Source organism: Acinetobacter sp. YQ_14 (assembly GCF_043102985.1).
Lineage (GTDB): Bacteria > Pseudomonadota > Gammaproteobacteria > Pseudomonadales > Moraxellaceae > Acinetobacter > Acinetobacter venetianus.
In genome coordinates, this window is sequence record NZ_JBICJJ010000011.1 from 138,711 (window position 1) to 164,038 (window position 25,328).

A 25,328-nucleotide genomic window follows, 5' to 3' on the forward strand; every position below is an offset into this window, starting at 1 on the left:
CATCGCCTCATGAATTATCTAAATCTGCAAAATTCTTGTTAGATCAAAACTATAGATATACAACAACAAGATATAGAAACCGATGATTTTTAATTTATTTAATACAAGAAAAAAGCACTGCTCATTTCTAAGCAGTGCTTTCATTTGATCATGTCTTTAAATTACTCAGCAGCGACGACTTCTGCTTGAGTTTGCTCTAAAGATTGATCAACCACACCAAACTTTTTAAAGATTTTTGCACGACGCTTAGGATAAATATTCGCTTTATTTAAATCACCTTTGTAATGATCAAATACACGCTTATCCATCATTTTTGACCATAAAGGTGGAATCAATGCAGGCAATAACATACTTGCATAGCCACTTGGTAATTCAGGAGCTTCATCAAAGTGACGTAATGCTTGGAATGGACGTGTCGGATAAGCATGATGATCAGAGTGACGTTGTAGCTGATATAAGAACAAGTTAGTCACAATATTATTATTGTTCCAGCTATGTTCAGGCATAGTACGTTGGTATTTACCATTTTCATCTTTTTGACGCTTCAAACCATAGTGTTCAATATAGTTAATAATTTCAAATAAACTAATTCCATAGAATGCTTGTGTTGCTAAATATGGAATTACACCTTTACCAAAGATACCAACCATAGAAGCATGAAATGCAGCACTCATACCCCAACCTTGCAACAACTCATTGTCTGTAGACCAGAATTCTTTACCTTTACGTTTTAAACGTGTGGTTTCAATTTCTACAGCTGATTTGAATGAGCCAATTACTGTACGAGGCCAAAACTCATAGAATGTTTCACCCATTTGTGAAGATGCTGGATCTTCTGGTGTTGCAGCACGTTTATGGTGACCATAAGGATGTTCTACACGGAAATGGTTATAGCCCGTTGGTACAAGTGCTAAATGCGATAAAATATGGTCAATACGATCATGCTTATGACTCAGCTCATGCGCAGTATTAATTGCAATACCGTTGATCGCACCCATCGAAATACCAAGTAAAATCTTATCTAAAAACGATGTTTCTTTACGACTTGTTAAATAGCATGCATAAAAATTTGCGGCATATTGCAATGGAATAAAGCTTTTTACTAAACGAGAGTAATAAGGATCTTTTTCAAGTAATTTAATGTCTTCATCCGTTGGATTATTTGCATCTTTACCAATAATCGTATCGATTGTTGGAATAACAATATGCAAAACAATTGGACCACCTAACGCAAAGATTTTTTTCAAAGGACGTGGTGCAAATTGATAGCCTGCTAAAATACCGATACCGATTACAGGCAAAGCTGGGCTAATTGCCCATAAATAACGTTTACGATCCAATTCAGTTTTTGATTTTGGAATGCTTACTGGCGTAAGTTCTTGCTCAACATTTACTGGCGCATTCATCATCTTTTCCATGTCTTTGTATATATATGTATATTTTCAGGAATTATGAGATGCATTACAGTTGCAAGCGTCCAAAAAACCTATGTGAAAGTCTTTGGCATCATCCACCCTGTTTTTGTCCTTAAAACACATATTGAGTTATTACATTAGCTCTCTATAATTTAAATGAACACACCGATAAAAAATCATATGGATGCTTTAAGTAAAATATTTGCCGATATTCATTTAAACCACAGTGAATATATCTACTTGAAAACACAAGGAGAATGGAGTTTTATCTGCCAAGATCAAACCGCTTTAATTGTTCATATTGTTTTAGTGGGGTCGGTATTTATACAGGTTGATGGACAAAATAGTCTGACAGCCAATGCGGGTGAAATCGTAGTTATCCCTTCTGGTAAAGCACATACTGGGGCTGACAATGCCATTACCAAACTCGTTAATGCCTTAGACATATCTAAATTTTTTGATGGTCACAAAGAAGATGCCATCGAGTTTGGTACTGAATCATCCGAGAAAAATTTAATATTAACAGTGCGCTGTCAAATTGATACACTCATGGCACGCCCTTTTATTCAAGCGCTTCCGACTTTAATACACCTACAACATGGAGACACAAGTACTCCTGAATGGTTACAAATTGGTCTGCACTTTCTTGCCCTTGAAACACAAAATATTCAAGCAGGCCGAGATATTATTATTGACCATCTCGTAAATATCTTATTAATTAAGTGTATTCGAGATCATATTCAACAAATTTCTGATCAATCAGGATGGCTGAGTGCATTCAATCATCCCGAACTCAGCAATAGTTTAGCCGCTATCCATAATCATCCTGAAGATGCTTGGACAGTAGAAACTTTGGCTGAACAATGCTGTATGTCTCGTTCTAAGTTTGCAAGTTTATTCCATGAAGTCATTGGGGAATCACCACTAGCATATTTACAACAACATCGAATGCGTTTAGCGAGCCAATATCTACGCAAAAGTAATTATTCTATTCAGCAAATTGCAAATAAGGTTGGATACTCTTCTGAAACTGCTTTTAGCCAAGCATTTAAACGCACTTTTGAAATTTCACCTAAACAATATCGGCAGCAATATATTCAAAATGAAACATAAATAAAAAAAGACACTGATGTGTCTTTTTTTATTTTAGAAAATCTTAGCGTACGATGCCGCGTGTAGACTTTTCTAGAGAATCGATAAACAGCTGAGCTTCAGGCGTGCTTTCTAAAATTTCATTCCGTATTTTCTCGATTGCTTGCTCTGTTGTAAGGCCAGACTTATAGATCAACTTATAAGCTTCTCTAAGACCTTGAATGGTATTTCGAGACCATCCTTTACGACGCATGCCCTCTATATTCATGCCAAAAGCACGTGCTGGATTACCTGATGCCATCACATAGGCAGGAACATCTTTAAGGATTAAAGCCGCACCACCAATCATACTGTAAGAGTCAATACGGCAGAATTGGTGAATACCAGCATTACCGCCAACAATCACATGATCACCAACATTTACATGTCCAGCTACACCAACATTGTTTGCAAAAATATTGTGGTCACCAATGTTACAATCATGTGCAATATGGGTATTCACCATCAATAAATTATGGCTACCAATCTTTGTAATACCATGATCCTGAACTGTACCTCTATGCAAAGTACAATGTTCACGAATAGAGTTATTATCCCCTATTTCTAACCACGTCTCTTCACCTTGATATTTTAAATCTTGGCAAATTTCCCCAATACTCGAAAATTGGAAAATATCATTATTTTTTCCAATTTTCGTAAAGCCACCAACTACAACATGCGAACGTAATTTTGTTCCTGCATCAATACTTACATTTGGTCCAATAATACAATATGGCCCAATTTGTACATCAGATGCGATTTCTGCAGATGCGTCAATAATTGCTGTAGGATGAACTAAATTTTGACTACTCATGTCTGCTCAATTTTCTGATGGGAAATAATAATCTCAGCTGCTGCTGCAATTTTGCCGTCAACACTAGCAGTACAATTGTACTTGTAAATGCCACGTTTTTGCATAACAAGCTCAGATTTTAAGATAAGCTGGTCACCAGCAACAACCTGTTTCTTAAATCTTATTTTTTCTGCGCCAGCAAACAAGAACAATGAACCAGCTTTTGGCTTCTGATTTGTTAATACAAAACCTAAAATACCAGAAACCTGAGCCAAAGCTTCAATAATCAATACACCAGGCATAATCGGATAAGTTGGAAAATGCCCCTGTAGAAACTCTTCATTAATAGATACGTTTTTATAACCGACAATGCTATTTTCAGTTACTTCTGTCACTCTATCAACTAACAAGAAAGGATAGCGATGAGGTAAATATTCACGGATAGTTTGGATATCCATTGGTAATTCAGGCATCGTGAATGCTGGAAATGTTGACTCAGTCATAATAAATTATTTACGTAACTTAAGGGTTGATTCAAGGGACTCTAATTGAGCTTGCATATGATCAAGCCTTTTCGTGAGTTGGGTCAATGGCACATCTGCTAATTGTCTCAAGCGTACAACCGTCCTTTTCCAATGACTATTTTCAAAGAGTCCAATTCCTGAAGAATAAGTTCCAGCCTCAGAAATATTTTTTGTGACCATTGACATTCCAGTAAGCGTGACATTATCCGCGATATTTAAATGCCCTGCAACTGCACTACCGCCTCCAATAATACATTTTTTGCCAATACGAACACTTCCAGCGATAGCACAGTTAGCGGCAATCGCAGTATTTTGACCAATTTGAACGTTATGCGCGATTTGCACAAGGTTATCAATAATTACGCCATCTTCAAGAATAGTATCGTCCAATGCACCACGATCAATACAACAATTTGAACCAATTCTGACATCATTACCAATTAAAACTGAGCCAAGTTGCGCTATTCGATGCCATTTACCTTGATACGGAGCAAATCCAAAACCTTCTGAACCAATTGAAGTATTTGTATGTATACGAACACGATCCTTCAGCTTGGCTTCACCTGTAATCGACACATTTGCATCAATAAAACCATCTTTGCCCACTTCAACGTTGTCATCAAGAAAGACGTTTGCTTGAATAATTGTATTATTACCAACAACACAATTTTCACCAATAACAACATGATGTCCAATATATGCATCGTGGGCAATAATCGCAGAAGGGTGTATCTTTGCAGTACTTTCAATACCTCGTTGAGATATTTTTTTGTCGAATACATGGGTTAATGTGGCAAACGCCAGATAAGGATTATTAACAACAATAAAGTTTTTCTTACTGCCTAATAATTGTTTTAATGATTCAGTAACGATGTAAACACCAGCTTGACTTGCTTCAGCTTGCGCTAAGTATTTTTCACCATTTACAAAGCAAATATGATGATTGTGAGCTTTTTCTAGACTTGCTAAATTAAAAATTTGAAAATCTTTTTCACCGAAATACTCACCTTTTACAAGGTGAGCGATTTCTTCTAAACGATAACTACGTCTATTCATTGATTATTTCATTGCATTAACCTTTTGAATCATTTTATCAGTTAAATCATACTGAGCGTCAGATGCAATCGTAGAATTTTTATTCAAAATAAAATCTAAATTATTTTCTTTACGTAATTGTTCTGCTGCTTGCTTTACACGATTCTCAAAAGTTGTGTTCATCGCCTGTAAACTAGACTGTACTTTTGTCTGTAAACCCTGCTGAGTAGAATTAAATTCATTTACTTTAGCTTGGTATTGCGCAGAAAGTTTTTGCAAATCAGCTTGATTAGCTGATTGAGCTTTCTGTTGCAAGCCTTCAATTTCTTTGCCCAACTGCTCTAACTTCGTTGAAGTTGGTTTTACTGTTTGGCCTAAACTTGCGTTTTGTTGCTTAAGATAAGTACTACTTTCTACAACTTTAGCGAGATCGACAACAGCAATACCACCAGCATTTGCCACTGCTGAAACCGTTAGACCTAAGCCAATCATAAGCATTGTTAATGTTTTCATTGTTTCATCCTTTTATATATTTTGAAAACCTAGAGTCGTACTTAGAAAGTACGACCAATTTCGAATTGGATAGACTTAGTATCATCACCTTTCTTATCGTTAAGCGGATATGCATAACTCAGTGATAATGGTCCGATCATCGTAATCCATGTAAAACCAACACCAACGCTATAACGCATATTACCCAAATCAAACTTGTAGTTATCGTCACAGTATTGCTTAATATCTATATCACTGCCATTCATTTTCATAGTACCGCCCGCTACGTCACATTTAGTATCAAAAACTTGAGCACCTTCTGCGAATAGAACAGGTCGAACTTGGCGAGTCCAATCCCCTTTAAATGGTAAAGGTAGTGCTAGTTCAGTACCGAACTGAACCAGTGCATTACCACCTACTTCTTCTGGCGATGGATCATTTTGATCCGTTTTTTGGAAAATCACACTTGGATATTTCGGACCTAATGAACTGTTATCATAGCCACGCACAGAACCATAACCACCTGCATAGAAGTTTTTGTAGAATGGTAGATCATTACCGAAACCTAACTTACCATAGCCACGTAATACAAATCCTTTAGGCAATGACTTAAAGGCCTGCGCATCATAAGTCAATTTTTGGTAATCAACATCACTACCAGGTAAACCAACTTCTAAACCAACGCGATGAGACATACCCGAAGTTGGGAAAATTGGACGATTCAAAGTATTGTAAGACCAACCAAGATTCAATGTATAAGTTAAGAAATCACCTTCAAATGCATTTTCGTATGTTTTCTCTGGTACTTTACAGTTCAACTCATCATCGAGTTGAGAATTACCATTGGCATCTAAAGGACAGTAAGAACTACTTCCTGTTGCTTTTCCACCATTTGCTAATAGATAGTCACGAATATAAGTCGAAACACTCGGACCTGTTCTTACTTTAGTTTTATCAATACCAACAGAAGCACTTAAACTTTGATTTTCATCAATTGGATAACCAAAACTTAGGCTACCACCTAAACTATCCGTCACATAATTGTTAACGTTGTAGTCTTCATTTAGTTTGGTCTTACGGTAATAAAGGTTATAACCACGGCTCACGCCATCAATTGTGAAGTATGGATCTGTTACGCTAAGATTATAGTAATCTTGTGTTTCTGAACGAGATAAATCAACTGCTACTCGATTACCAGTACCCATAAAGTTTGTTTGACTCAAACCTGCTTGGAATGTGATACCACCATTTTGAGAGTAACCTACAGCAAGGGTTGTTGTACCAGAGTGCTGCTCTTCAACATCAACATTTAAATCAACTTGGTCTGGAGAGTTCGGTACACGAACGGGTTTTACATCAACAGTTTTAAAGAAACCTGTACGCTCTAAACGAACTTTAGAAAGATCAATTTTCTCGTTACTCGCTAGCGCCCCTTCCATCTGACGCATTTCACGTCGTAAAACTTCATCAGCAGTTTTATTATTACCTGTAAAGTTAATACGACGAACTGTGACTTGCTGACCTGGGTTAATATAGTAATTAAGATCAACAATTCCTGTTTGATTATTAATCTGAGGAACTACATTTACCTCTGCATAGTAGTAACCAGCATTTCCGTATTTACGTAGTAAAAGTTGCTTAACAGCATTCACTTTTTCTTGCGAATAGGTCTCACCATCTTTATAAAGCTTAAGTGCTTGTAATTCTTCTGGCTTATAAAGTGCATCACCTAAAAACTTCGTTTCACCAAACTTGAACTGACTACCTTCATCAACAGAAACTTCAATAAAGATATGTTTTTTATCTTCACTAATATTCAGTTGTGAATTGATGATATTAAAATTAATGTAGCCTTTATTTAAATATAGTGCACGCAATGCCTCTAAACTTGCAGCCATTTTTTCACGAGCATATCGGTCATTACGCGTAACAATCGATGCCCAGCCGCTTTCTTTCACAGCAAAAGCTTGTTTAATATCAGCATCGCTAAATACAGTATTACCAATGATATTGATATCAAACACTTTCGCAGGCGTACCTTCATTGAAGTTTAGTTTTAACTCCACGCGGTTATTTGGGCGAGCTATTGTTTCTACTGTTACGTCAGCATCGTAACGACCTTGCTGTGTATACTGTTGCTCAAGTTCAGTTTCAATAATCTGTAATGCGGATTTTTTGAAAACCTCACCCTCAGCAATACCCATTTTCTTTAAGCCTTGTTCCAAAGCTTCCTTTGGAATGAGTTTATTGCCTTTGAATTCAAGCTTTGAAATGATTGGGCGTTCAACTACTTTGAAGACTAAGACATCATTCTCTTTAAAAGCTTTGATGTCATCAAATAGACCTGAAGCATACAAAGTGCGAATTGCTTCAGCGATCATAGGATCACTTACTCTATCGCCACTATTTATTGGTAACATTGAATAGATGCTTGCAGGTGTTAAACGTACAAGGCCATCAATTCGTATATCTCGTGCAAGAAACTCATCTGCTGCGTATACTTGTTGTACCGCTGCCATCGCACTAACAAGTGCTAAAGGCATTAATAAATGTGTGTGACGCATGCCCATATATTTTCCAGTAAGTTAAATTCCATTTGCGCTTATAAACGCATGAAGTCATTGAATAAAGCTAAAAGCATCATGCTACCGAGCAGTACCATACCAACTTTTAAACCAAACATCTGTATTTGTTCAGAAACAGGTTTACCACGAATTGCTTCAATAAAGTAATAAACTAAGTGACCACCATCCAACATTGGAATTGGCAATAAATTTAAGATACCTAGACTTACACTCATCAGCGCCATAAAAGAGATAAAGGTTTGCCATCCCATTTCAGCACTTTGTCCAGCAACTTTAGCAATCGTTATTGGACCAGATAGATTATCTAAACCAATCAAGCCTCTTACCATTTTTACGATCGAGTTTACAATCATACCTGAGAGCTGCACTGTTTTATCAGTCGCAACACCTAAAGCTTCAAGAGGTGAATATTGAATCGTTTGTTTATATTCTTGTGGAATAGTAACTTTACCAACATCACTTTTTACACCGAGAACACCCGTTGTATTCCCCATATTGTCACGTTGACCTTGCGGCATAACTTGTAAATGCACAATTTTGTCATTGCGCATCACATCAATATTCAACAATTTTTCAGGTGAGCCTTGTACAACCTCCACTACATCAAACCAGTCTTTCATCGTAACACCATTGATTGCTACGATTTTATCACCCTCTTTCATCCCTTGACGAATTGCAGCGCCATTCGCACTTAACTCTTTTACAACTGCGGGGATAACAGGACGATAAGGTAAAAAGCCCAATGCATCTAGAGGTGATTGACTCTGATCTTTAAGAAAATCTTTAATCGGTAAATTAACTTGTTTTTCAGTACCCGCACGATCAACTAAAACAGAAACTTGCCCAGTTTCACCCACACGGTTTACAAGCGCGTAGTTAAGTTTTTCCCACGTTGGTGTCGTCTGACCATCAACCTCTAAGATCTTATCTCCAACTTTTAAATCAACTTGAGCAGCAGGTGTATTTGGTAGAACTTTACCAATACGTGTATTCAACTGATCTTGAGCTGGTAGAAACAAAACCCAAAAGAGAAAAATAGCGAAAATTAAATTAATCAGTGGCCCAGCAGCGACAATCGCTATACGTTTCCACGGAGGTTGCCTATTGAAAGCATATGGTAAATCCTGTTCAGCGACATTGCCTTCACGCTCATCTAGCATCTTGACATAGCCACCAAGTGGTAGAGCTGAAAGCTGATACTGGATACCAGATTTTTTAGATTGCCATTTTAGTAAAGTAGGACCAAATCCGATCGAATAGACCAAAACTTTGACACCTAATTTACGAGCTACCCAATAATGACCAAACTCATGAATGGCGATGAGAGGACCCAACAACAAAATCGCAGCAACGATCATGAACAATGCATTCATACGATTTAACCTCCCACTTCCATCACATACTGCTCTGCTACCTGTCTTGCGATCATATCAGTATGTAAAATGATGTCTATATTTTCTGCTTTGGCATTTTGTACAACTTGCAAAGTATTTTCGACAACTTGTGGAATTTCTGTAAATCGAATTTTATTATCCAAAAAAGCAGCCACTGCTATTTCATTAGATGCATTTAAAATTGTTGGTGCTAAACCACCTGCTCGCATTGCTTGACGAGCTAAATTAAGCGCAGGAAATTTAATTTCATCTGGCTTTTGAAAATTTAATTGCGCTGTTTTAAACAAGTCCAAAGCAGGAACATGTGTTATTAAACGTTTCGGCCAAGCCAATGCGTGCGCAATAGGCGTACACATATCGGGGGTCCCCATTTGAGCCAAAGTTGATCCATCCACATATTGCACCATTGAATGAATAATACTTTGTGGGTGAACAACAACTGTAACAAAATGTTCTGATATTGAAAACAAATGACAAGCTTCGATTAATTCCAAGCCTTTATTCATTAAAGTTGCAGAATCAACGGAGATTTTTTGCCCCATAGACCAGTTTGGATGCTTACATGCTTGTTGAGGTGTTACATCTTTTAATTGTTCAATTGAGTGATTAAGAAATGGGCCACCAGAAGCAGTCAATAATATTTGAGAAACGCCGAGTTGCGGTTGTCCTGTTCTTTTTGCATCTAAATAGTTATGCGGTAATGATTGAAAAATTGCATTGTGTTCAGAATCTACAGGTAGCAATAACGCCTTATGCTGTTTTGCCGCCTGCATCATAATGTCACCAGACATCACTAAAGCTTCTTTGTTTGCAAGCAATACTCGCTTCCCTGCTTTTACTGCTGCGAGCGTTGGCAACAAACCAGCCGCACCAACAATTGCAGCCATAACAACATCAACGTCAGGATGTTCTGCAATTGCTATTAATCCAGCTTCATCAGTCAAAATTTCAATCTGTTTGAGATTTTCATTATTTAGCTTTTGTTTAAGTTCAAAAGCTTTTTCATTCGGTACGACTACAATTTTAGGATGATATTTTTTGCAGATTTCTAAAAGCTCATCTAAACGACTATAAGCAGACACTGCAAAAACAGTGTACTGGTCTGGGTGTTGTTCCAATACTTTTAATGTACTTTGACCAATTGAACCTGTAACACCCAATATACAAACAGCTTGAGTCATTTAAAGATCTACACCAATAAGTTTTAATATATACATGCCAGCAGCAAAGATAGGAGCAGCGGCTAGTAATGAGTCGATTCGATCTAATACACCACCATGCCCAGGAAGCACTCGGCCTGAATCTTTGATACCAGCTCGACGCTTAATCATTGATTCAAATAAGTCACCTAACACTGAAGCAAAAACAGTGATGATTGAAAGAACTAAAAATAAGATAAGCTGTACTACAGTTAAATTCAAATATGAATATTGAACAATCATCATAATGATTACAGTTGTTGCAATACCACCATACAAGCCTTCAACCGATTTATTTGGGCTAACTGTCGGCGCAAGTTTCTTCTTACCAAATTTACGACCAACAAAATAAGCGCCACTATCAGCACCCCAAACCAATAGGAATAAATACATCAACCACCACGGGGAGCTATGCCAGACTGCATATAAGGCTGTAACTGCCGCAGAAATTAAAATAAATCCAATGATATACAAGGAAACATTGTACCAATTATCAGATTCAGGGAAATTTTTAACCCAATAAATGCTTCCAAGCCAAGTGAGAATTGATGCAGCCCATAAAAGCAAAGCCACATCATCAAAAAATAAAGCTAGAGTCGAAACTGCTGCGACACATCCACCATAAACCCAAGCTTTTGGTTTTGAAACAACTGGCTCTGTTCTTGGCATAAGCTTAAACCACTCATACCCAGCCACCCCAGCTGCTAAAATCATAAGCACAAACATTGGATAATGTGATTGCGTTGCAAACATGCAACTTAAAACAACGGCAACTAAAACCAATGCGGTAACAATCCGCTCTAACATTTATTAATTCTCTATTTTCGCTTGTTGAATCTGTTCAGAAGTTTTACCGAAACGTCTTTCACGTCCTGAAAAAACGTTAAATGCATAATCCAACTCTTGCACTGTAAATTCTGGCCACAAAGTATCGGTAAAATACAATTCTGCATATGCAGCTTGCCAGAGCAAAAAGTTAGATAAACGATAATCACCGCCTGTACGAATTAATAAATCGACGGCAGGAAGATCGTTTAGACTGACATACTTATCAAATAAATCAACATTTATCTGATTGGTTTCAAGCCTGCCAGCGAGAGCCTCTTCTACAATGCTCTTCGCAGCTTGAGCCATATCCCACATACCGCCATAACTTACGGCAATCGTGAGTGTCATAGAATCAAATGCTGCTGTCTTTTGCTCTGCATATTCCATTAACGCTCTCAGTTTCGTTGATAAACGAGAACGATCACCAATGAAACGCAACGCAATATTAAACTTTTCCATTCGAGGCAGTTGCTCATGAATTGTCTCTTCCAACAATTGCATTAACAAATCCACTTCGTATTGTGGTCGATTCCAGTTCTCACTTGAAAAAGCAAAAACAGTTAAAGCACGAACACCAAGTTTTTTACAATGTTCAACGATAGGATCTAGGACATTTTTGCCTTCACGATGCCCATCGCCTTTTTGCATTTGCTTTTTTTTAGCAAAGCGATTATTGCCATCCATGATGATGGCAATATGCTGAGGAAGATTTTGCTCTTCTGATAATGTCATATCATTAGACTTTCATTAATTCCGCTTCTTTCGCTGCAAGACGCTTATCAACTTCTGCAACATATTTATCAGTGATTTTTTGGATATCATCACCAGCACGACGCTCATCATCTTCAGAAATTTCTTTTTCTTTCAATAATGATTTGATATCACCTAAAACATCACGACGAATATTACGGATCGCAACTTTCGCATTTTCAGCTTCAGAACGCGCTACTTTCTGCATGTCACGACGTGTTTCTTCTGTTAATGCTGGAAGCGGAACACGAATTGAATCAGCAGTAATTGGGTTCAAACCCAAATCACTTTCACGAATTGCTTTATCAATTGCTGAAACCATTGTACGTTCGAAAGGTTGAACAATAAGCGTACGAGAATCTTCTACACCAACGTTTGCAACTTGGTTAAGCGGAACATCAGAACCATAGTAAGGAACCATCACACCATTTAAAATTGATGGGTGCGCGCGTCCAGTACGAACTTTCGCAAAACCTTGCTCCAAAGAGTCAAGTGTTTTCTGCATACGCTGTTCGCTATCTTTTTTGAGATCGTTAATCATATGATCTTCCTTACTTATTCATTAGGTATTACAAAATATTTAACGTAGTATAAAGAGCTTTCAGGCTCACGTACATTAGTTCGTAACGTGAGTTCCTTCTTTTTCACCCATTACAACAGAAAGTAATGCGCCTGATTTATTCATATCGAATACTTGCAATGGCACATTATGATCACGACACAAGCAAATTGCTGTAAGATCCATAACGCCAAGCTTTTCATCAAGCACTTGATCGAATGTTAAGTTATCGTACTTAACAGCATCATCATATTTGCTTGGGTCTTTATTATAAACACCATCAACTTTAGTTGCTTTCAAGATTAAGTTTGCTTCAATTTCAATACCACGTAAGCATGCTGCTGTATCTGTTGTAAAGAATGGATTACCTGTACCTGCAACAAATACACAGACTTCACCTTGGCTTAAATGGCGAATCGCATCACGGCTTGAGTATGACTCAACAACTGTACCAATTGACAATGCAGACATTAAACGTGTTTTAATGTTACGACGTACCAATGCATCACGCATCGCCAGACCATTCATTACAGTTGCCAACATTCCCATTTGGTCACCCGTTACACGACCAACCAAACCATCTTTTTGTAATTGGCTACCACGATATAAGTTACCACCACCTACAACAATACCAACTTGCACACCTAAACCAACTAAATGAGCAATTGAAAGTGACATTTGATCTAATACTTGGGCATCAATACCCATATCTTTATTACCAGCTAAAGCTTCACCAGAAAGCTTTAGCAAAATTCGTGCATAACGTGGATTTTTAGAAGCTGACATACCTTTACTCCAAACCGACCAATCTCAAAATTTTCTTAATCTAATAAAAATGAATAATTCAACATCAAGCAGATTTAATCTGAATTAATTTCGCAAATAAATCGTATTCATCCGCGTCAGTAATTTCGACCTCAAGCAGATCACCCGCTTTAATCACGCTCTTATCAATATCTTCAACAAAAACATTACCATCAATTTCAGGTGCGTCAGCATAAGAACGAGCTACTGCTACTGGAAACTCTTCTTCCAAGCTATCAACAAGCACAGTCATTTTCTGACCAATACGTTTTTGTAGTTTCGCTGCGGAAATAGCCTGCTGAACTTCCATGAAACGTTCATAACGCTCTTGTTTGATTTCTTCAGGCACATGGTCAGGAAGATCATTCGCTGTCGCACCCTCTACAGGTGAATAAGTAAAGCATCCAACTCGATCTAGTTGAGCTTCTTTCAACCATTCTAATAAGATTTGGAAGTCTTCTTCAGTTTCACCAGGAAAACCAACGACAAAAGTAGAGCGAATCACCAATTCAGGGCATTTTTCACGCCACAATTTGAGGCGCTCTAATGTATTCTCGCTATGCGCTGGTCGTTTCATCAATTTTAAGATGCGTGGACTGGCATGCTGAAAAGGAATATCTAAATACGGTAAGATTTTACCTTGCGCCATTAAATCAATCGCAGCATCAACATGTGGGTATGGATAGACATAATGTAAACGAACCCAAATTCCAAGTTGACCAAGTGCTTCACACATGTCATAGAATTTAGTTTTTACAGGTTGTCCGTTCCAGAAATCCAACTTGTATTTCGTGTCTACTCCATAAGCTGATGTATCTTGAGAAATCACAAGAATTTCTTTTACACCAGCACGTTTGAGTGCCGCCGCCTCATCCAACACTTTACCCACTGGGCGAGAAACAAGATCTCCGCGCATACTTGGAATAATGCAGAATGTACAACGATGATTACAGCCTTCTGATATCTTTAAATATGCATAATGCTTCGGTGTCAAACGAACACCTTGCTCAGGAACTAAATCAATAAAAGGGTTGTGTTTTGGTGGTGCTGGTACATATTCATGTACAGCTTCCATTACATCTTGATAGGCTGCCGCACCTGTTACTTTTAGAACATTTGGGTGCATTTGACGAATCTTGTCTTCATCTTTACCTAAACAGCCTGTGACGATCACACGGCCATTTTCGCTCATGGCTTCACCAATCGCGTCTAAAGACTCTTGTACTGCAGATTCAATAAAACCACAGGTGTTAACAACAACCAAATCTGCACCATCATAATCTGATGCAACTTGATAACCTTCAGTCTTTAACTGAGTTAAAATTCGTTCAGAATCTACCAATGCCTTAGGACAACCTAAAGATACAAAACCGACTTTGGGGGTCTTCATGAATCTGCGCTCCACTAGAATCGGCGTATTGTATGTCTTTTCTTGGCTTACGCATAGCAGCAAAGACATCTCTTTGTGTAATGCACCAAAATACAACCAATATTTTAAATAAAATTCAACACCGCACCATTTTGAATCATAATAAAATATAGAAATAACCCAATGTATGTGAAAAATACCGTATAAATTAGACATTCTACGAATAAGTTATTGAAATTTAGCCAATACAAAGTTGGCTTATATTTTGCATTAAGTACAATTTAGAAGTTAATGGCTATTCATTTATATTGATATTAATTGCGCCATTTTAAAACAGGACGATTCACAAATGGATCAACACAACACTATCGACTATCGACTACTTGTAGATAATCTGACGACTGCCATTTTATTGGTCGATAGTAATCTTAATATTTTTTATTTAAATTCTGCTTGCGAAGCATTATTTGATATCAGTTTGCTTCGCGCGTCGGGCCAACCTGTACTCAATTTACTGCATGCACATGATGATACATTTAATACACACGAAGCATTAATCAATACATTACAAAGTGGACAACATTATACGCGTCGAGAGGCTGTAATTAATGTGAACTTCAAACCGATTCATGTTGACTATACTGCCTCGCAATTAAATGCAGGAAAAAGCTACCACCCTTTACTTCTCATTGAACTCAACCCGATTGATCGTATGTTGAAAATTTCCAAAGAGGAAAATTTGGTTCAACAACACCATGTAGCTCGCCAATTGGTTAGAGGCGTTGCACATGAAATCAAGAATCCTTTAGCTGGTATTCGTGGTGCAACTCAACTTTTAGCACGTAGCTTGGGTGATGAAAGTTATCGAGAATTTACTGACATCATTATCAATGAAGTTGACCGCTTGACTAACTTGGCTGACACTATGCTCGGATCACGTCAATTACCAAGCTATGAACATGTCAATGTACATGAACCACTAGAACGTGTTCGCTCACTGATTGTTAATCAAACTAAAAAGAAAATTAAGATTACTCGAGATTATGACCTTTCATTACCAGATGTTATGGCTGATCGTGATCAACTCATACAAGTCATGCTCAATATCAGCGTCAATGCGGTTCAAGCAATGACTGAGAATAAAGATTACTTTACCGACTCAGAGCCAGAATTAACGTTAAGAACACGTATTCAACGTTTAGTCACTATTAATGGTGCTCTGCATCGCTCAACAGTACGTATTGATATAGAAGACAACGGCCCTGGTGTGCCAGAAAGTATTTTAGAGTCAGTATTTTATCCGCTTGTCACTGGGCGAGCTAAAGGAACAGGTCTAGGCCTAAGTATTGCTCAAAACATCATGCATCAACATAACGGAATGATCGAGTGTCAATCCGTTCCTGGAAAAACCGTATTTAGCTTATATTTACCTTGGGAGTCAGACCGTGTCACGAAATAAAATTTGGGTAATCGATGACGATCGTGCCATGCGCTGGGTACTAGAAAAAACTTTCAAAGAAGAAGGTTTTGACGTTACCAATTTTGAAGAAGCACAAACGGCACTTGAACGTTTACATGATGATGCACCAGATGTCATTTTAACTGACATCCGTATGCCTGGGATTGATGGTTTAACTTTCTTATCCAAAGTTAAAAATACACATCCAGACCTACCTGTCATTATTATGACAGCGCATTCAGACCTTGAATCCGCTGTATCAAGTTATCAAACAGGTGCTTTTGAATATTTACCAAAACCTTTTGATATTGATGAAGCATTAGCACTGGTTAATCGTGCAATCTTGCATATCAATAAGTTACAACAACAAGAAGCAACTAAAGCAGCATCACCATTGCAATCAACCGAGATCATTGGTGAATCTCCTGCTATGCAGGAAGTCTTTCGTGCGATTGGGCGTTTATCACAATCTCATATTACTGTGTTAATCAATGGTGAATCTGGTACTGGTAAAGAATTAGTTGCACATGCTCTACACAAGCACTCACCTCGTCGTGCTAAACCATTTATTGCACTCAATATGGCGGCGATTCCTAAAGACCTGATTGAGACAGAATTGTTTGGGCATGAAAAAGGTGCTTTTACTGGAGCAAATACACAACACCAAGGGCGTTTTGAACAAGCCAATGGCGGTACATTATTTCTAGATGAAATTGGTGACATGCCATTCGAAACTCAAACTCGTTTACTACGTGTGCTTGCAGACGGTGAGTTTTATCGTGTTGGCGGGCACATTCCAGTCAAAGTTGATGTTCGTATTGTTGCTGCAACACACCAAGATTTAGAAAAGCTAGTCAATGAAGGACGCTTCCGTGAAGACTTATATCATCGTCTGAACGTGATTCGTATTCACATTCCTAAACTTGCGCACCGCAGCGAAGATATCCCAATGCTTGCGCAACACTTCTTGGCACGTGCAGGTAAAGAATTAGGAGTTAGCCCTAAAATCTTACGTACCGAAACAACAGACTACATGCAGCAACTTCCTTGGCCAGGCAATGTTCGCCAATTAGAAAATACCTGCCGTTGGTTAACTGTCATGATTACAGGTCGTGAAGTTTACCCTGAAGACCTGCCTGCTGAACTAAAACAAGTCTCATTGCAAAAAAGCACTAGCGATGCAACGGCAGCAACCCCAAACAGTGCAGCAATTGTAGATCGAATTGCAGTACATCATTGGGATGAGTTACTTGGTCAATGGGCTGTTCAAAAATTAAAAAATGGCGAAATGAAAATTTTAGATATTGCCACTCCGATGTTTGAACGTACTTTAATCAATGCAGCTTTACAACAGACTCGTGGTCGTAAACGCCATGCCGCTGAGCTTTTAGGTTGGGGGCGCAACACCTTGACACGCAAACTAAAAGAGCTCGGCATGGACTCAACAGAGGATGATGAAGACGAAGAAGTTCGCTCTGCATAATTACAGCCATTAAATATAAAAAGCGAGTAAATCATTTACTCGCTTTTTTCTTATGGAGATGTTTTGAAACATACAAAAACGTGATAGCCATACAAAAGATATGGTTTTTGCTATACTAACATCACTCCCAATATCTCAAGCGTAAATAATGACTGAACTTTGTTATCCAAGCTGTGCCAAACCTCAAACTCGTCGTGGTGAAGAACGTCGTCTTGCACTTTTGCTTTGTGCTACCGATTTGTTTTTAGAACGAGGTTATGAAGCTGTGTCTTTGGATGATATCGTCAATCATGCTGGCGGCTCTAAAGCATCGATTTATAAATATTTTGGCAATAAAGAAGGTCTTTTTACTGCGATTTGTGAATATCGTCGTGAACTTTTTTTCGCTGGTGTATGTTTTCCATTTGATCCAGAAAGAATCAATTTAAGAAACTATTTAACTCAAACACTACAACGTTTCTACCAACACATCATACTACCTGACAATATCGCTTTTATGCGCATGTTCACCGAACAATCGCAGAAGGACATACAACTCGCTCAGTATTTCTATGACAAATGTGCCTTAAATATCCAAGACACTATTGCTTTTGCTCTCGAATATGCCCATGCAAAGAATGAAATCTATTGCTTGCAACCTAAATTCTCCGCAATGATGTATTTTGGTATTTTGCGAGATGTAGAATGGCGCAATTTGATGGGGCTAGATGTCCCTGAAAATGATGCTGAAATATTTGATTATATTAATTATTCTGTCGATTTATTTTTAAAAGCCCACCAAAAGGTCTAATTCTTTTGCATTTTTTTGGGTGTATAGTATAGTAGTCAATTCATTTTTTGTTCACCACCCATTAAATAACAATTAATTATTGTTTTTATTCAATAATTATTGTGGGAGTAATTATGGCGCTTCGGCATTTCCTAACTTTACGTGACCTATCCTCTTTAGAACTGCAACGCATTTTAGATCGTGCTCACGAGCTCAAACGCATGCAGCATAGCAATACGGTATTTCAGCCTTTTGTTGGCAAAGTTTTGGGAATGATTTTCGAAAAATCGAGTACACGTACTCGTATTTCATTTGAAGCTGGTATCTGCCAATTTGGTGGTAGCGCTATTTTCTTATCTCCTCGCGATACACAGCTTGGCCGTGGCGAACCGATTGAAGATTCAGCACGTGTTATTTCAAGCATGCTCGATATTGTGATGATCCGAACTTTTGGTCATGACATCGTAGAGCGTTTTGCTTCTTATTCTAAAGTACCTGTGATTAATGGTCTGACCGATGACCATCATCCATGCCAACTTTTAGCTGACCTACAAACTTATCAAGAGCATCGCGGTAGCATTGAAGGCAAAACAGTTGCTTGGATTGGTGATGGCAATAATATGTGTAATTCATATATTGAAGCAGCACATATGATGGGCTTTAAATTGAAAATTGCTGCACCTGAAGGTTATGAACCAAAACCAGAGTTTTTAGCTGAATTTGCTGATTGTGTTGAAGTGTTCAACAAAGCTGAAGATGCTGCTGTAAATGCCGATTTAATCGTTACTGATGTCTGGGCAAGTATGGGACAAGAAGAAGAGCAAAAATTACGTGAAAAAGCTTTTGCTGATTTCCAAGTGAACGAAAAACTCATGGACTTAGCTCACCCTGACTGTTTATTCATGCACTGCTTACCTGCACACCGCGGTGAAGAAATTTCAGAAAATATGCTAGATCACAAAAATGCAGTGGTTTGGGATGAAGCTGAAAACCGCCTTCATGCACAAAAAGCACTGGTGGAATTTTTGCTCAATGAAAATCTAAAAAAAGACTGATTTGTGCATTAAAAAACAGCATCTTCTGATGCTGTTTTTATGTATAAAATCTAAATTGAACACTTAAATAAAAAGACTTATAGTAGCAACAGCTTTTACAATAAATTTCTCATAATATGAGAACTGCAACCCACTATGGTACAGCGGACGTTATGACATCACTTGAACAAGCACTTTCTCAAATACCTAGCTTTTCTCTAGTTCACGAGCATCTATTTACCTCAGCTCAACCCACCGCTGAGCAGCTTCAACAGATTAAGGAATATGGTTGCAGCACAATTATTAACCTTGCAACCAGCAAGTCGGAAAACCATTTATCCAAACAGGATCAAATTTGTTTAGATTTGGGTCTAAATTACATTCACATTCCGATTGACTGGGATGTGCCATGTTCTGAGCAATGTTTATTGGTCTTAGATCTAATTGACCATCTTGTACAAAATGAAATCGTTTGGTTGCATTGTGCCAAAAATATGCGTGTAAGCAGCCTAATGTATTTATATCGCCAATTTTATATGAATTTAGATATGCCAGCCGCACAAGAGCTATTGCATCAGATTTGGGAACCAAATGAAACTTGGACGGGTTTAATTCATAGCATTACTTTACAACTGCAAGGCCGTAAAGCAACACAAGAATTACAACAATCATTGATCAACAGTAATCATTTCGCTTGATGTGAAACCAATACAGTCGCAGTTGCCAATATCCCTTCTTGGCGACCTGTAAAACCCAACTTCTCTGTTGTTGTGGCCTTAATGCTAATTTGAGTGATATCAACATCAAGTACATCAGCAATACTTTGGCGCATTTCTAAATTATGTTTAGCCAATTTGGGACGTTCACACGCAACTGTGATATCTGCATTATTTAAATGATAACCACGATCCAAAATCAACTGATAAACATGTTTGAGTAAAACACGGCTATCAGCACCTTTAAATTCAGGGTCTGTATCAGGAAAATGTTGCCCAATATCTCCCAACGCTAAAGTCCCTAACAATGCATCACATAGCGCATGTAATACGACATCACCATCTGAATGTGCCTTTAGACCATGCGTATGTGGGATTTTTACACCAGCCAAGGTAACAAAATTACCTTCTTCAAAAGCATGCACATCAATCCCTTGACCAATACGAATATGAGCAACCATATGATTTTCCTTTTACAATATACTGAACTAATCTTGTATTCAGGCTTTCTATTTCGCTATAGTACATTGAGCAAATTAGACTGAAAGTATAAGTGATTATGCTGTTTAACACTGTAAGAAATCAATTAAAGAAATCTGGTTACATCCTGACATTGAGTTGTTTTTGCTCAACATTTGCGTTTGCAGCTTCGATCGAATGTTCAAATCACAATATTGAACTAGGTAAAATATGCTCTAAAAAATATGAAGAGCAGCGCACACAGTTAAATACCAAGTTCCTAACCGCTTATTTAGTGACAGATGCTCCTTTACAGCTATTGCATGACACACAAACTCTTTGGCTAAACCAAATAAGGCAGTGCAAAACCAAATCATGCTTTCAACAGCAATTTGATGCACGTATTGATGATTTGAATTTTTTCACATCAATGAACCAAACATTGACACAGCATTATTTAAAATATGAACATGGCAAAATTGCAAAACAACCTGTGCATTTAAAAGTACATCAATTAGATAAAGACAAATTAAAAATTGAAGGTTTGGCTTATCGCAACCCGAATAACCGAATCGAAACTCAGACTATTTCACTTTTGTCATACAGCACACCAAGTGAAAAAAACGAAATTATCGACAATGAAAAAAAATGCCAATATCAATTTGACTATCAAAAAGCATTGTTGGTTGTGAAAACAAAACAAAAAGGTTGTGAGCGTTTTACAGGTATTTACCGTCCATACGATTAACCTTTTATAGAAAAATAAAGCCGATGTTTTCACATCGGCTTTTTAGTTTTAGCGAGGGAATTTTTGAGCAATCTCTTGGCTAATGATTACTGCAGTTGCAGCAGATAATGTCCAACCAAGATGACCATGACCTGTATTATAAAAAACTCTCGATTGTTTACCTTGCTTAACAACTGGCAGCATATTCGGCATCATTGGACGTAAACCTGCCCAAGGAACTGAATGTTCGGTTGAAATATCAAAATTTTGATTTACCCAATTAATCAAAGGCTGGATTCGGTCTGCGCGTATATCACGGTTATAACCATTGAATTCTGCCGTTCCTGCAACACGGAAACGATCAGCACCAAGACGAGACGTTACGATCTTTGCACTTTCATCCAATAAACTCACCCAAGGTGCATTTTGTACACTGCGTTCATCTTTCAACTGGACTGTAATTGAATAGCCTTTTACAGGGTAAACATTGACACTATCACCAAGTAAGTCAGCAAGCTGATAACTGCCTACGCCACCACAAACCAAAATAACATCTGCCTCAATTTGAGTCAGTTGATTAGTATCTGGATCAACATTTTCCGAACTGTTTTTACAATCAACAACCACTTTATCTTGTAGAAACTTCACATCAACAACATCTAAACCAAAACGATATTTGACACCATATTGTTCCGTTTTTTCAGCAAGTCCAACAGAATATTTATGAATATCGCCCGTAGCATCACCTGCCGTATAGTAACCACCGTAATAATTACCCGTTAGATTAGGCTCAATCGCTTTCATTTCTTCAGGCGTAATCGCATTTCGCTCTAGTTTCCCTTCAACTAAAACATCATTTACTCTTTTAGCGATTTCAAAATCTTCTTTGGTATGGTACATATGCAAAATGCCACGTTTTTCCAAATCAAAGGAAATATTTTCTTTCTCAGCAATTTCAAAAAGACGTTGTCTAGCTAACAGGGCTAAACGGACTGTTTCGATTGTATTAGCTTTATAATCTTTAATATGAGTCAGGAACTCAACCAACCAACGGTATTTGTGCACACTAAATGATGGGTTGAGCAATAATGGTGCATCTTTTTTACTCATCCACTTAATACCTTTCAGTACCGTAGATTTCTGGTTCCAAACTTCAGCATTACATGCTGATAATTGACCACCATTTGCAAAAGAAGTTTCCATTGCAGGGAACAAATGGCGATCAATAACGGTCACCTCATATCCCAATTTAATTAATTCATAAGCAGACGTTACACCTGTAATCCCCGCACCAACTATCACAACATGAGGCATAGCAAACTCCTAGAAATGCATAACATTTCTTAATGCATAGCCCCATCTGTCATGGTACCTGAGAGTTTCGGCAAATGATTACCAATTAATCATCGAGCCATCCCCTTCGGTGAGTGTTACACGTAAAAGACCTTAGTTTATGAATAAATTCCTACGTATAGCGCACTACTCTCCAGATTGTATTTCTATTATTACAGTCCTTCTGCCTGAGAGTTTCCGGGGTCGTTGCTCCTTCGGCGAGTTCTTTGCAGAACCTCTCTCCCGCAATAATATTTATATCCATATAAGCAATATATATGCCGTCTCAACATTCCAACACTAAAATCTTGTAATTGTTTGTAGGTCAAGACTTGCTCTATATTATCAGTGAAATAATAAAAAAGCAGGTTAAATAACCTGCTTTTTCAAATTAAAATTTACATTGTAAAATTTGATCTGATAGTTGACCTTTCCAAAGATCACGTAAGGTTGGTAAATAGAATTTTTCACCAATCATAACCAGTTCCGCATCAATAAGCGCATGAATCTCATGCATCAAGATATAATCCAAAGCAATCAATGATAATTGCTGATGTTTTTGAGAAATTTGCTTACGTTTGATTTGTGCTTTTTTAACCAAGTCATTCGCAAAGTTCTTATCTTTATAAGCTGTGATTGCGCTCAAACGAAGCTCGATAATCCCCCAACCTTCTAATAGTTTTTTAAATGTTTCAAAGTCTTTAGACGTTGCTTCCCACGTCACATTCTCCAAGTTATTGTCCTCTGGTAAAACAGGTAACAATAAATCCGCAGTACTTGGGAAAATTTTCTTTAAATTCAACAGAAACTTAACAGGATTTTCGTTTGGAAGATCAGCAAACTGGATGTTAGTTTTAGTATCTGTTAAATAGATATTCAGCATAATGAAGCAACAATCAAATAAATCAAAAGCATATTGTACGCAGTTCACTTTATAAAAACTACTCATAAAAAATCCCTCTCTAAAAGAAGGATTCTTTGTTCAATGCTAAGGCTTACTTACTATTTGGAGAGACCATATTATCAGGTTTGACTACCTCATCAAATTGCTCTGCTGTCACCAGTCCAAGTTCAACCGCAACTTGTTTTAATGTCTTATTTTCCTTATAAGCTGTTTTAGCAACTTTGGCCGAGTTTTCATAACCAATTACTGGATTCAGTGCTGTCACCAACATCAATGAGTTATGTAAGAAGTAATCAATTTTCTCTCTATTCGGCTCAATACCCACCGCACAGTGATCATTAAAGCTATTGCACGCGTCACCAAGCAACTGAATGGATTGTAATAAGTTATATGCAATGACAGGCATGAAAACATTAAGTTCAAAATTACCTGATGCACCTGCAACGTTAATCGTAGTGTCATTACCTAAGACTTGCGCAACAACCATTGTCATTGCTTCGCTCTGAGTAGGATTGACCTTACCAGGCATAATACTCGATCCAGGTTCATTCTCAGGAATACGAATTTCTCCAAAGCCACAACGAGGGCCGCTCGCCAACCAACGAATATCGTTGGCAATTTTATTTAAACTCGCAGCCAGTGTTTTCAACGCGCCTGAAGCAAAAACAGCGGCATCACGCCCCGCTAATGCCTCAAATTTATTGGGAGCAGTGACAAATGGTAAACCCGTAAGCACTACCAGTTGCTCTGCTGCTTTCACTGCATAATCAGGATGCGCATTCAAGCCCGTACCTACAGCTGTACCACCCAAAGGCAACTCATATAAACCAGCCAATGCTTGATTTAAACGCTTCAATCCATGCTCTAGCTGAGATACGTAGCCGCTAAACTCTTGTCCCAACGTCAAAGGGGTTGCATCTTGTAAATGTGTGCGACCAATTTTAACAATGTCGTCAAACTCTTCAGATTTTCGCTGTAAAGTTTCTTTCAGTTTCTCAACAGCAGGAATGAGTAACTCGTTGATTTGCAAGCTAGCAGCAACGTGGATTGCCGTTGGGAAGGAATCATTGGTTGATTGCGCCCGATTGACATGATCATTTGGATGTACTGGTTTTTGAGCACCGAGCGCTTGACCTAGTTTTTGATTCGCAATATTCGCAATCACTTCATTGCAATTCATATTGCTCTGCGTACCAGAACCTGTTTGCCACACGACCAATGGAAATTGTGAATCCCATTGTCCAGCAATCACTTCCTCAGCAGCACCCACAATATATTGACTCAAATCATCTGGAAGCTGCTTCAACTCAGCATTTGTGATTGCAGCAGCTTTTTTTACCAAGCCCATGGCACGAATCATTGCGCGCGGTAAACGCTCTTGCCCTATTTTAAAGTTTTGTAAGCTGCGCTGAGTTTGAGCGCCCCACAAAGCTTCATTAGGGACTTCAACTTCACCCATTGTGTCATGTTCAATACGCATTTGCATAAACAACCTCTGCTCTATTTGGTTGAAAATATTTTGGGCTGAAGCAAATAGATGCTTTGGCTAATCAATATCCATTAAAAA

General features: G+C 38.0%; 24 protein-coding genes and 1 riboswitch. Of the genes, 7 read left to right on the plus strand and 17 right to left on the minus strand.

The window, feature by feature from the left end; translation table 11 throughout:
• Positions 1-161: 161 nt before the first annotated feature.
• Positions 162-1,406 carry an alkane 1-monooxygenase gene (locus ACF8D3_RS05740; protein WP_392470654.1) on the minus strand — a complete coding sequence of 415 codons (1,245 nt, stop codon included), beginning with the start codon at positions 1,404-1,406 and terminating at the stop codon, positions 162-164.
• 189 nt (positions 1,407-1,595) lie between these two features.
• Between ACF8D3_RS05740 and ACF8D3_RS05745 the strand changes: the two genes are divergently transcribed.
• Positions 1,596-2,528 (plus strand): AraC family transcriptional regulator, encoded by a 933-nt coding sequence (locus tag ACF8D3_RS05745; RefSeq protein ID WP_392470656.1) that lies wholly within the window; start codon positions 1,596-1,598, stop codon positions 2,526-2,528.
• 43 nt (positions 2,529-2,571) lie between these two features.
• Here ACF8D3_RS05745 and lpxA read toward each other — a convergent pair whose 3' ends face one another.
• From lpxA to rimO, 12 genes are all read right to left on the minus strand, one after another.
• Positions 2,572-3,360 carry an acyl-ACP--UDP-N-acetylglucosamine O-acyltransferase gene (gene lpxA / locus ACF8D3_RS05750; RefSeq protein WP_023013510.1) on the minus strand — a complete coding sequence of 263 codons (789 nt, stop codon included), beginning with the start codon at positions 3,358-3,360 and terminating at the stop codon, positions 2,572-2,574.
• Positions 3,357-3,842, minus strand: a complete 486-nt coding sequence (gene fabZ, locus ACF8D3_RS05755; RefSeq protein WP_004879353.1) for a 3-hydroxyacyl-ACP dehydratase FabZ — start codon at positions 3,840-3,842, stop codon at positions 3,357-3,359. Before fabZ ends, lpxA begins: the two co-directional genes overlap by 4 nt.
• 6 nt (positions 3,843-3,848) lie before the next feature.
• On the minus strand, positions 3,849-4,919 hold the full coding sequence (gene lpxD, locus ACF8D3_RS05760; protein ID WP_392470657.1) for a UDP-3-O-(3-hydroxymyristoyl)glucosamine N-acyltransferase: 1,071 nt from the start codon (positions 4,917-4,919) through the stop codon (positions 3,849-3,851).
• A gap of 3 nt (positions 4,920-4,922) precedes the next feature.
• A complete protein-coding gene (locus ACF8D3_RS05765; protein ID WP_019384384.1) occupies positions 4,923-5,411 on the minus strand; it encodes an OmpH family outer membrane protein in 489 nt (162 codons plus the stop codon).
• A gap of 41 nt (positions 5,412-5,452) precedes the next feature.
• On the minus strand, positions 5,453-7,960 hold the full coding sequence (gene bamA / locus ACF8D3_RS05770; protein ID WP_392470658.1) for an outer membrane protein assembly factor BamA: 2,508 nt from the start codon (positions 7,958-7,960) through the stop codon (positions 5,453-5,455).
• 32 nt (positions 7,961-7,992) lie between these two features.
• Positions 7,993-9,348 (minus strand): RIP metalloprotease RseP, encoded by a 1,356-nt coding sequence (gene rseP / locus ACF8D3_RS05775; protein ID WP_392470659.1) that lies wholly within the window; start codon positions 9,346-9,348, stop codon positions 7,993-7,995.
• Between the two features lie 5 nt (positions 9,349-9,353).
• Positions 9,354-10,550 (minus strand): 1-deoxy-D-xylulose-5-phosphate reductoisomerase, encoded by a 1,197-nt coding sequence (gene ispC, locus ACF8D3_RS05780; protein WP_392470660.1) that lies wholly within the window; start codon positions 10,548-10,550, stop codon positions 9,354-9,356.
• Positions 10,551-11,375 (minus strand): phosphatidate cytidylyltransferase, encoded by an 825-nt coding sequence (locus tag ACF8D3_RS05785; RefSeq protein WP_392470662.1) that lies wholly within the window; start codon positions 11,373-11,375, stop codon positions 10,551-10,553. It abuts the gene before it with no gap.
• Positions 11,376-11,378: 3 nt separating this feature from the next.
• A complete protein-coding gene (uppS, locus tag ACF8D3_RS05790; protein WP_392470663.1) occupies positions 11,379-12,128 on the minus strand; it encodes a polyprenyl diphosphate synthase in 750 nt (249 codons plus the stop codon).
• A 4-nt stretch (positions 12,129-12,132) separates the two neighbouring features.
• Positions 12,133-12,687 (minus strand): ribosome recycling factor, encoded by a 555-nt coding sequence (gene frr / locus ACF8D3_RS05795; RefSeq protein WP_061517441.1) that lies wholly within the window; start codon positions 12,685-12,687, stop codon positions 12,133-12,135.
• Between the two features lie 75 nt (positions 12,688-12,762).
• Positions 12,763-13,491, minus strand: coding sequence for a UMP kinase (pyrH, locus tag ACF8D3_RS05800; RefSeq protein WP_007482231.1), 729 nt, complete (start codon positions 13,489-13,491; stop codon positions 12,763-12,765).
• A gap of 64 nt (positions 13,492-13,555) precedes the next feature.
• Positions 13,556-14,899: a 30S ribosomal protein S12 methylthiotransferase RimO gene (gene rimO / locus ACF8D3_RS05805; RefSeq protein ID WP_004879334.1), complete on the minus strand. Its 1,344-nt coding sequence runs from the start codon at positions 14,897-14,899 to the stop codon at positions 13,556-13,558.
• A 328-nt stretch (positions 14,900-15,227) separates the two neighbouring features.
• Here rimO and glnL point away from each other — a divergent pair, with 328 nt between their 5' ends.
• The 5 genes from glnL (at position 15,228) to ACF8D3_RS05830 (ending at position 20,321) form a co-directional block, all read left to right on the plus strand.
• Positions 15,228-16,337, plus strand: a complete 1,110-nt coding sequence (glnL, locus tag ACF8D3_RS05810; RefSeq protein WP_392470665.1) for a nitrogen regulation protein NR(II) — start codon at positions 15,228-15,230, stop codon at positions 16,335-16,337.
• Entirely contained in the window at positions 16,324-17,820 is a 1,497-nt protein-coding gene (glnG, locus tag ACF8D3_RS05815; RefSeq protein WP_004879331.1) for a nitrogen regulation protein NR(I), read from the plus strand. Before glnL ends, glnG begins: the two co-directional genes overlap by 14 nt.
• Positions 17,821-17,968: 148 nt before the next feature.
• Entirely contained in the window at positions 17,969-18,610 is a 642-nt protein-coding gene (locus ACF8D3_RS05820) for a TetR/AcrR family transcriptional regulator (RefSeq protein WP_392470666.1), read from the plus strand.
• A 113-nt stretch (positions 18,611-18,723) separates the two neighbouring features.
• Positions 18,724-19,644 (plus strand): ornithine carbamoyltransferase, encoded by a 921-nt coding sequence (argF, locus tag ACF8D3_RS05825; RefSeq protein WP_023013568.1) that lies wholly within the window; start codon positions 18,724-18,726, stop codon positions 19,642-19,644.
• Positions 19,645-19,796: 152 nt separating this feature from the next.
• Positions 19,797-20,321: a protein tyrosine phosphatase family protein gene (locus ACF8D3_RS05830; protein ID WP_017196947.1), complete on the plus strand. Its 525-nt coding sequence runs from the start codon at positions 19,797-19,799 to the stop codon at positions 20,319-20,321.
• On the opposite strand, the gene ispF is transcribed toward ACF8D3_RS05830, so the two are convergent.
• Positions 20,309-20,800, minus strand: coding sequence for a 2-C-methyl-D-erythritol 2,4-cyclodiphosphate synthase (ispF, locus tag ACF8D3_RS05835; RefSeq protein ID WP_007482241.1), 492 nt, complete (start codon positions 20,798-20,800; stop codon positions 20,309-20,311). The two genes, ACF8D3_RS05830 and ispF, sit on opposite strands and share 13 nt — an antisense overlap.
• Positions 20,801-20,898: 98 nt before the next feature.
• Here ispF and ACF8D3_RS05840 point away from each other — a divergent pair, with 98 nt between their 5' ends.
• Positions 20,899-21,546 (plus strand): hypothetical protein, encoded by a 648-nt coding sequence (locus ACF8D3_RS05840; protein WP_004879317.1) that lies wholly within the window; start codon positions 20,899-20,901, stop codon positions 21,544-21,546.
• A 48-nt stretch (positions 21,547-21,594) separates the two neighbouring features.
• Here the strand turns inward: ACF8D3_RS05840 and ACF8D3_RS05845 are convergent, their stop codons facing one another.
• The 3 genes from ACF8D3_RS05845 to fumC form a co-directional block, all read right to left on the minus strand.
• A complete protein-coding gene (locus ACF8D3_RS05845) occupies positions 21,595-22,839 on the minus strand; it encodes a D-amino acid dehydrogenase (protein WP_061391793.1) in 1,245 nt (414 codons plus the stop codon).
• A gap of 184 nt (positions 22,840-23,023) precedes the next feature.
• Positions 23,024-23,113: riboswitch (glycine riboswitch) on the minus strand.
• Positions 23,114-23,248: 135 nt separating this feature from the next.
• Entirely contained in the window at positions 23,249-23,740 is a 492-nt protein-coding gene (locus ACF8D3_RS05850) for a hypothetical protein (RefSeq protein ID WP_026094090.1), read from the minus strand.
• 112 nt (positions 23,741-23,852) lie between these two features.
• The gene (gene fumC / locus ACF8D3_RS05855; RefSeq protein ID WP_392470668.1) at positions 23,853-25,247 is read right to left on the minus strand and encodes a class II fumarate hydratase; all 1,395 of its coding nucleotides are present in this window, start codon (positions 25,245-25,247) and stop codon (positions 23,853-23,855) included.
• Positions 25,248-25,328: the final 81 nt, after the last annotated feature.

Excerpts from the sequence above, each read along its gene's own strand:
- fumC (WP_392470668.1), bottom strand. The coding sequence starts at position 25,247 with ATGCAAATGCGTATTGAACATGACACAATGGGTGAAGTTGAAGTCCCT.
- ispC (WP_392470660.1), bottom strand. The coding sequence starts at position 10,550 with ATGACTCAAGCTGTTTGTATATTGGGTGTTACAGGTTCAATTGGTCAA.
- uppS (WP_392470663.1), bottom strand. The coding sequence starts at position 12,128 with ATGACATTATCAGAAGAGCAAAATCTTCCTCAGCATATTGCCATCATC.
- ACF8D3_RS05830 (WP_017196947.1), top strand. The coding sequence starts at position 19,797 with ATGACATCACTTGAACAAGCACTTTCTCAAATACCTAGCTTTTCTCTA.
- ACF8D3_RS05845 (WP_061391793.1), bottom strand. The coding sequence starts at position 22,839 with ATGCCTCATGTTGTGATAGTTGGTGCGGGGATTACAGGTGTAACGTCT.
- pyrH (WP_007482231.1), bottom strand. The coding sequence starts at position 13,491 with ATGTCAGCTTCTAAAAATCCACGTTATGCACGAATTTTGCTAAAGCTT.
- ispF (WP_007482241.1), bottom strand. The coding sequence starts at position 20,800 with ATGGTTGCTCATATTCGTATTGGTCAAGGGATTGATGTGCATGCTTTT.
- ACF8D3_RS05850 (WP_026094090.1), bottom strand. The coding sequence starts at position 23,740 with ATGCTGAATATCTATTTAACAGATACTAAAACTAACATCCAGTTTGCT.
- lpxD (WP_392470657.1), bottom strand. The coding sequence starts at position 4,919 with ATGAATAGACGTAGTTATCGTTTAGAAGAAATCGCTCACCTTGTAAAA.
- glnL (WP_392470665.1), top strand. The coding sequence starts at position 15,228 with ATGGATCAACACAACACTATCGACTATCGACTACTTGTAGATAATCTG.
- ACF8D3_RS05785 (WP_392470662.1), bottom strand. The coding sequence starts at position 11,375 with ATGTTAGAGCGGATTGTTACCGCATTGGTTTTAGTTGCCGTTGTTTTA.
- ACF8D3_RS05745 (WP_392470656.1), top strand. The coding sequence starts at position 1,596 with ATGGATGCTTTAAGTAAAATATTTGCCGATATTCATTTAAACCACAGT.
- ACF8D3_RS05765 (WP_019384384.1), bottom strand. The coding sequence starts at position 5,411 with ATGAAAACATTAACAATGCTTATGATTGGCTTAGGTCTAACGGTTTCA.
- frr (WP_061517441.1), bottom strand. The coding sequence starts at position 12,687 with ATGATTAACGATCTCAAAAAAGATAGCGAACAGCGTATGCAGAAAACA.
- bamA (WP_392470658.1), bottom strand. The coding sequence starts at position 7,960 with ATGGGCATGCGTCACACACATTTATTAATGCCTTTAGCACTTGTTAGT.
- lpxA (WP_023013510.1), bottom strand. The coding sequence starts at position 3,360 with ATGAGTAGTCAAAATTTAGTTCATCCTACAGCAATTATTGACGCATCT.
- argF (WP_023013568.1), top strand. The coding sequence starts at position 18,724 with ATGGCGCTTCGGCATTTCCTAACTTTACGTGACCTATCCTCTTTAGAA.
- rseP (WP_392470659.1), bottom strand. The coding sequence starts at position 9,348 with ATGAATGCATTGTTCATGATCGTTGCTGCGATTTTGTTGTTGGGTCCT.
- ACF8D3_RS05820 (WP_392470666.1), top strand. The coding sequence starts at position 17,969 with ATGACTGAACTTTGTTATCCAAGCTGTGCCAAACCTCAAACTCGTCGT.
- rimO (WP_004879334.1), bottom strand. The coding sequence starts at position 14,899 with ATGAAGACCCCCAAAGTCGGTTTTGTATCTTTAGGTTGTCCTAAGGCA.
- ACF8D3_RS05840 (WP_004879317.1), top strand. The coding sequence starts at position 20,899 with ATGCTGTTTAACACTGTAAGAAATCAATTAAAGAAATCTGGTTACATC.
- ACF8D3_RS05740 (WP_392470654.1), bottom strand. The coding sequence starts at position 1,406 with ATGAATGCGCCAGTAAATGTTGAGCAAGAACTTACGCCAGTAAGCATT.
- fabZ (WP_004879353.1), bottom strand. The coding sequence starts at position 3,842 with ATGACTGAGTCAACATTTCCAGCATTCACGATGCCTGAATTACCAATG.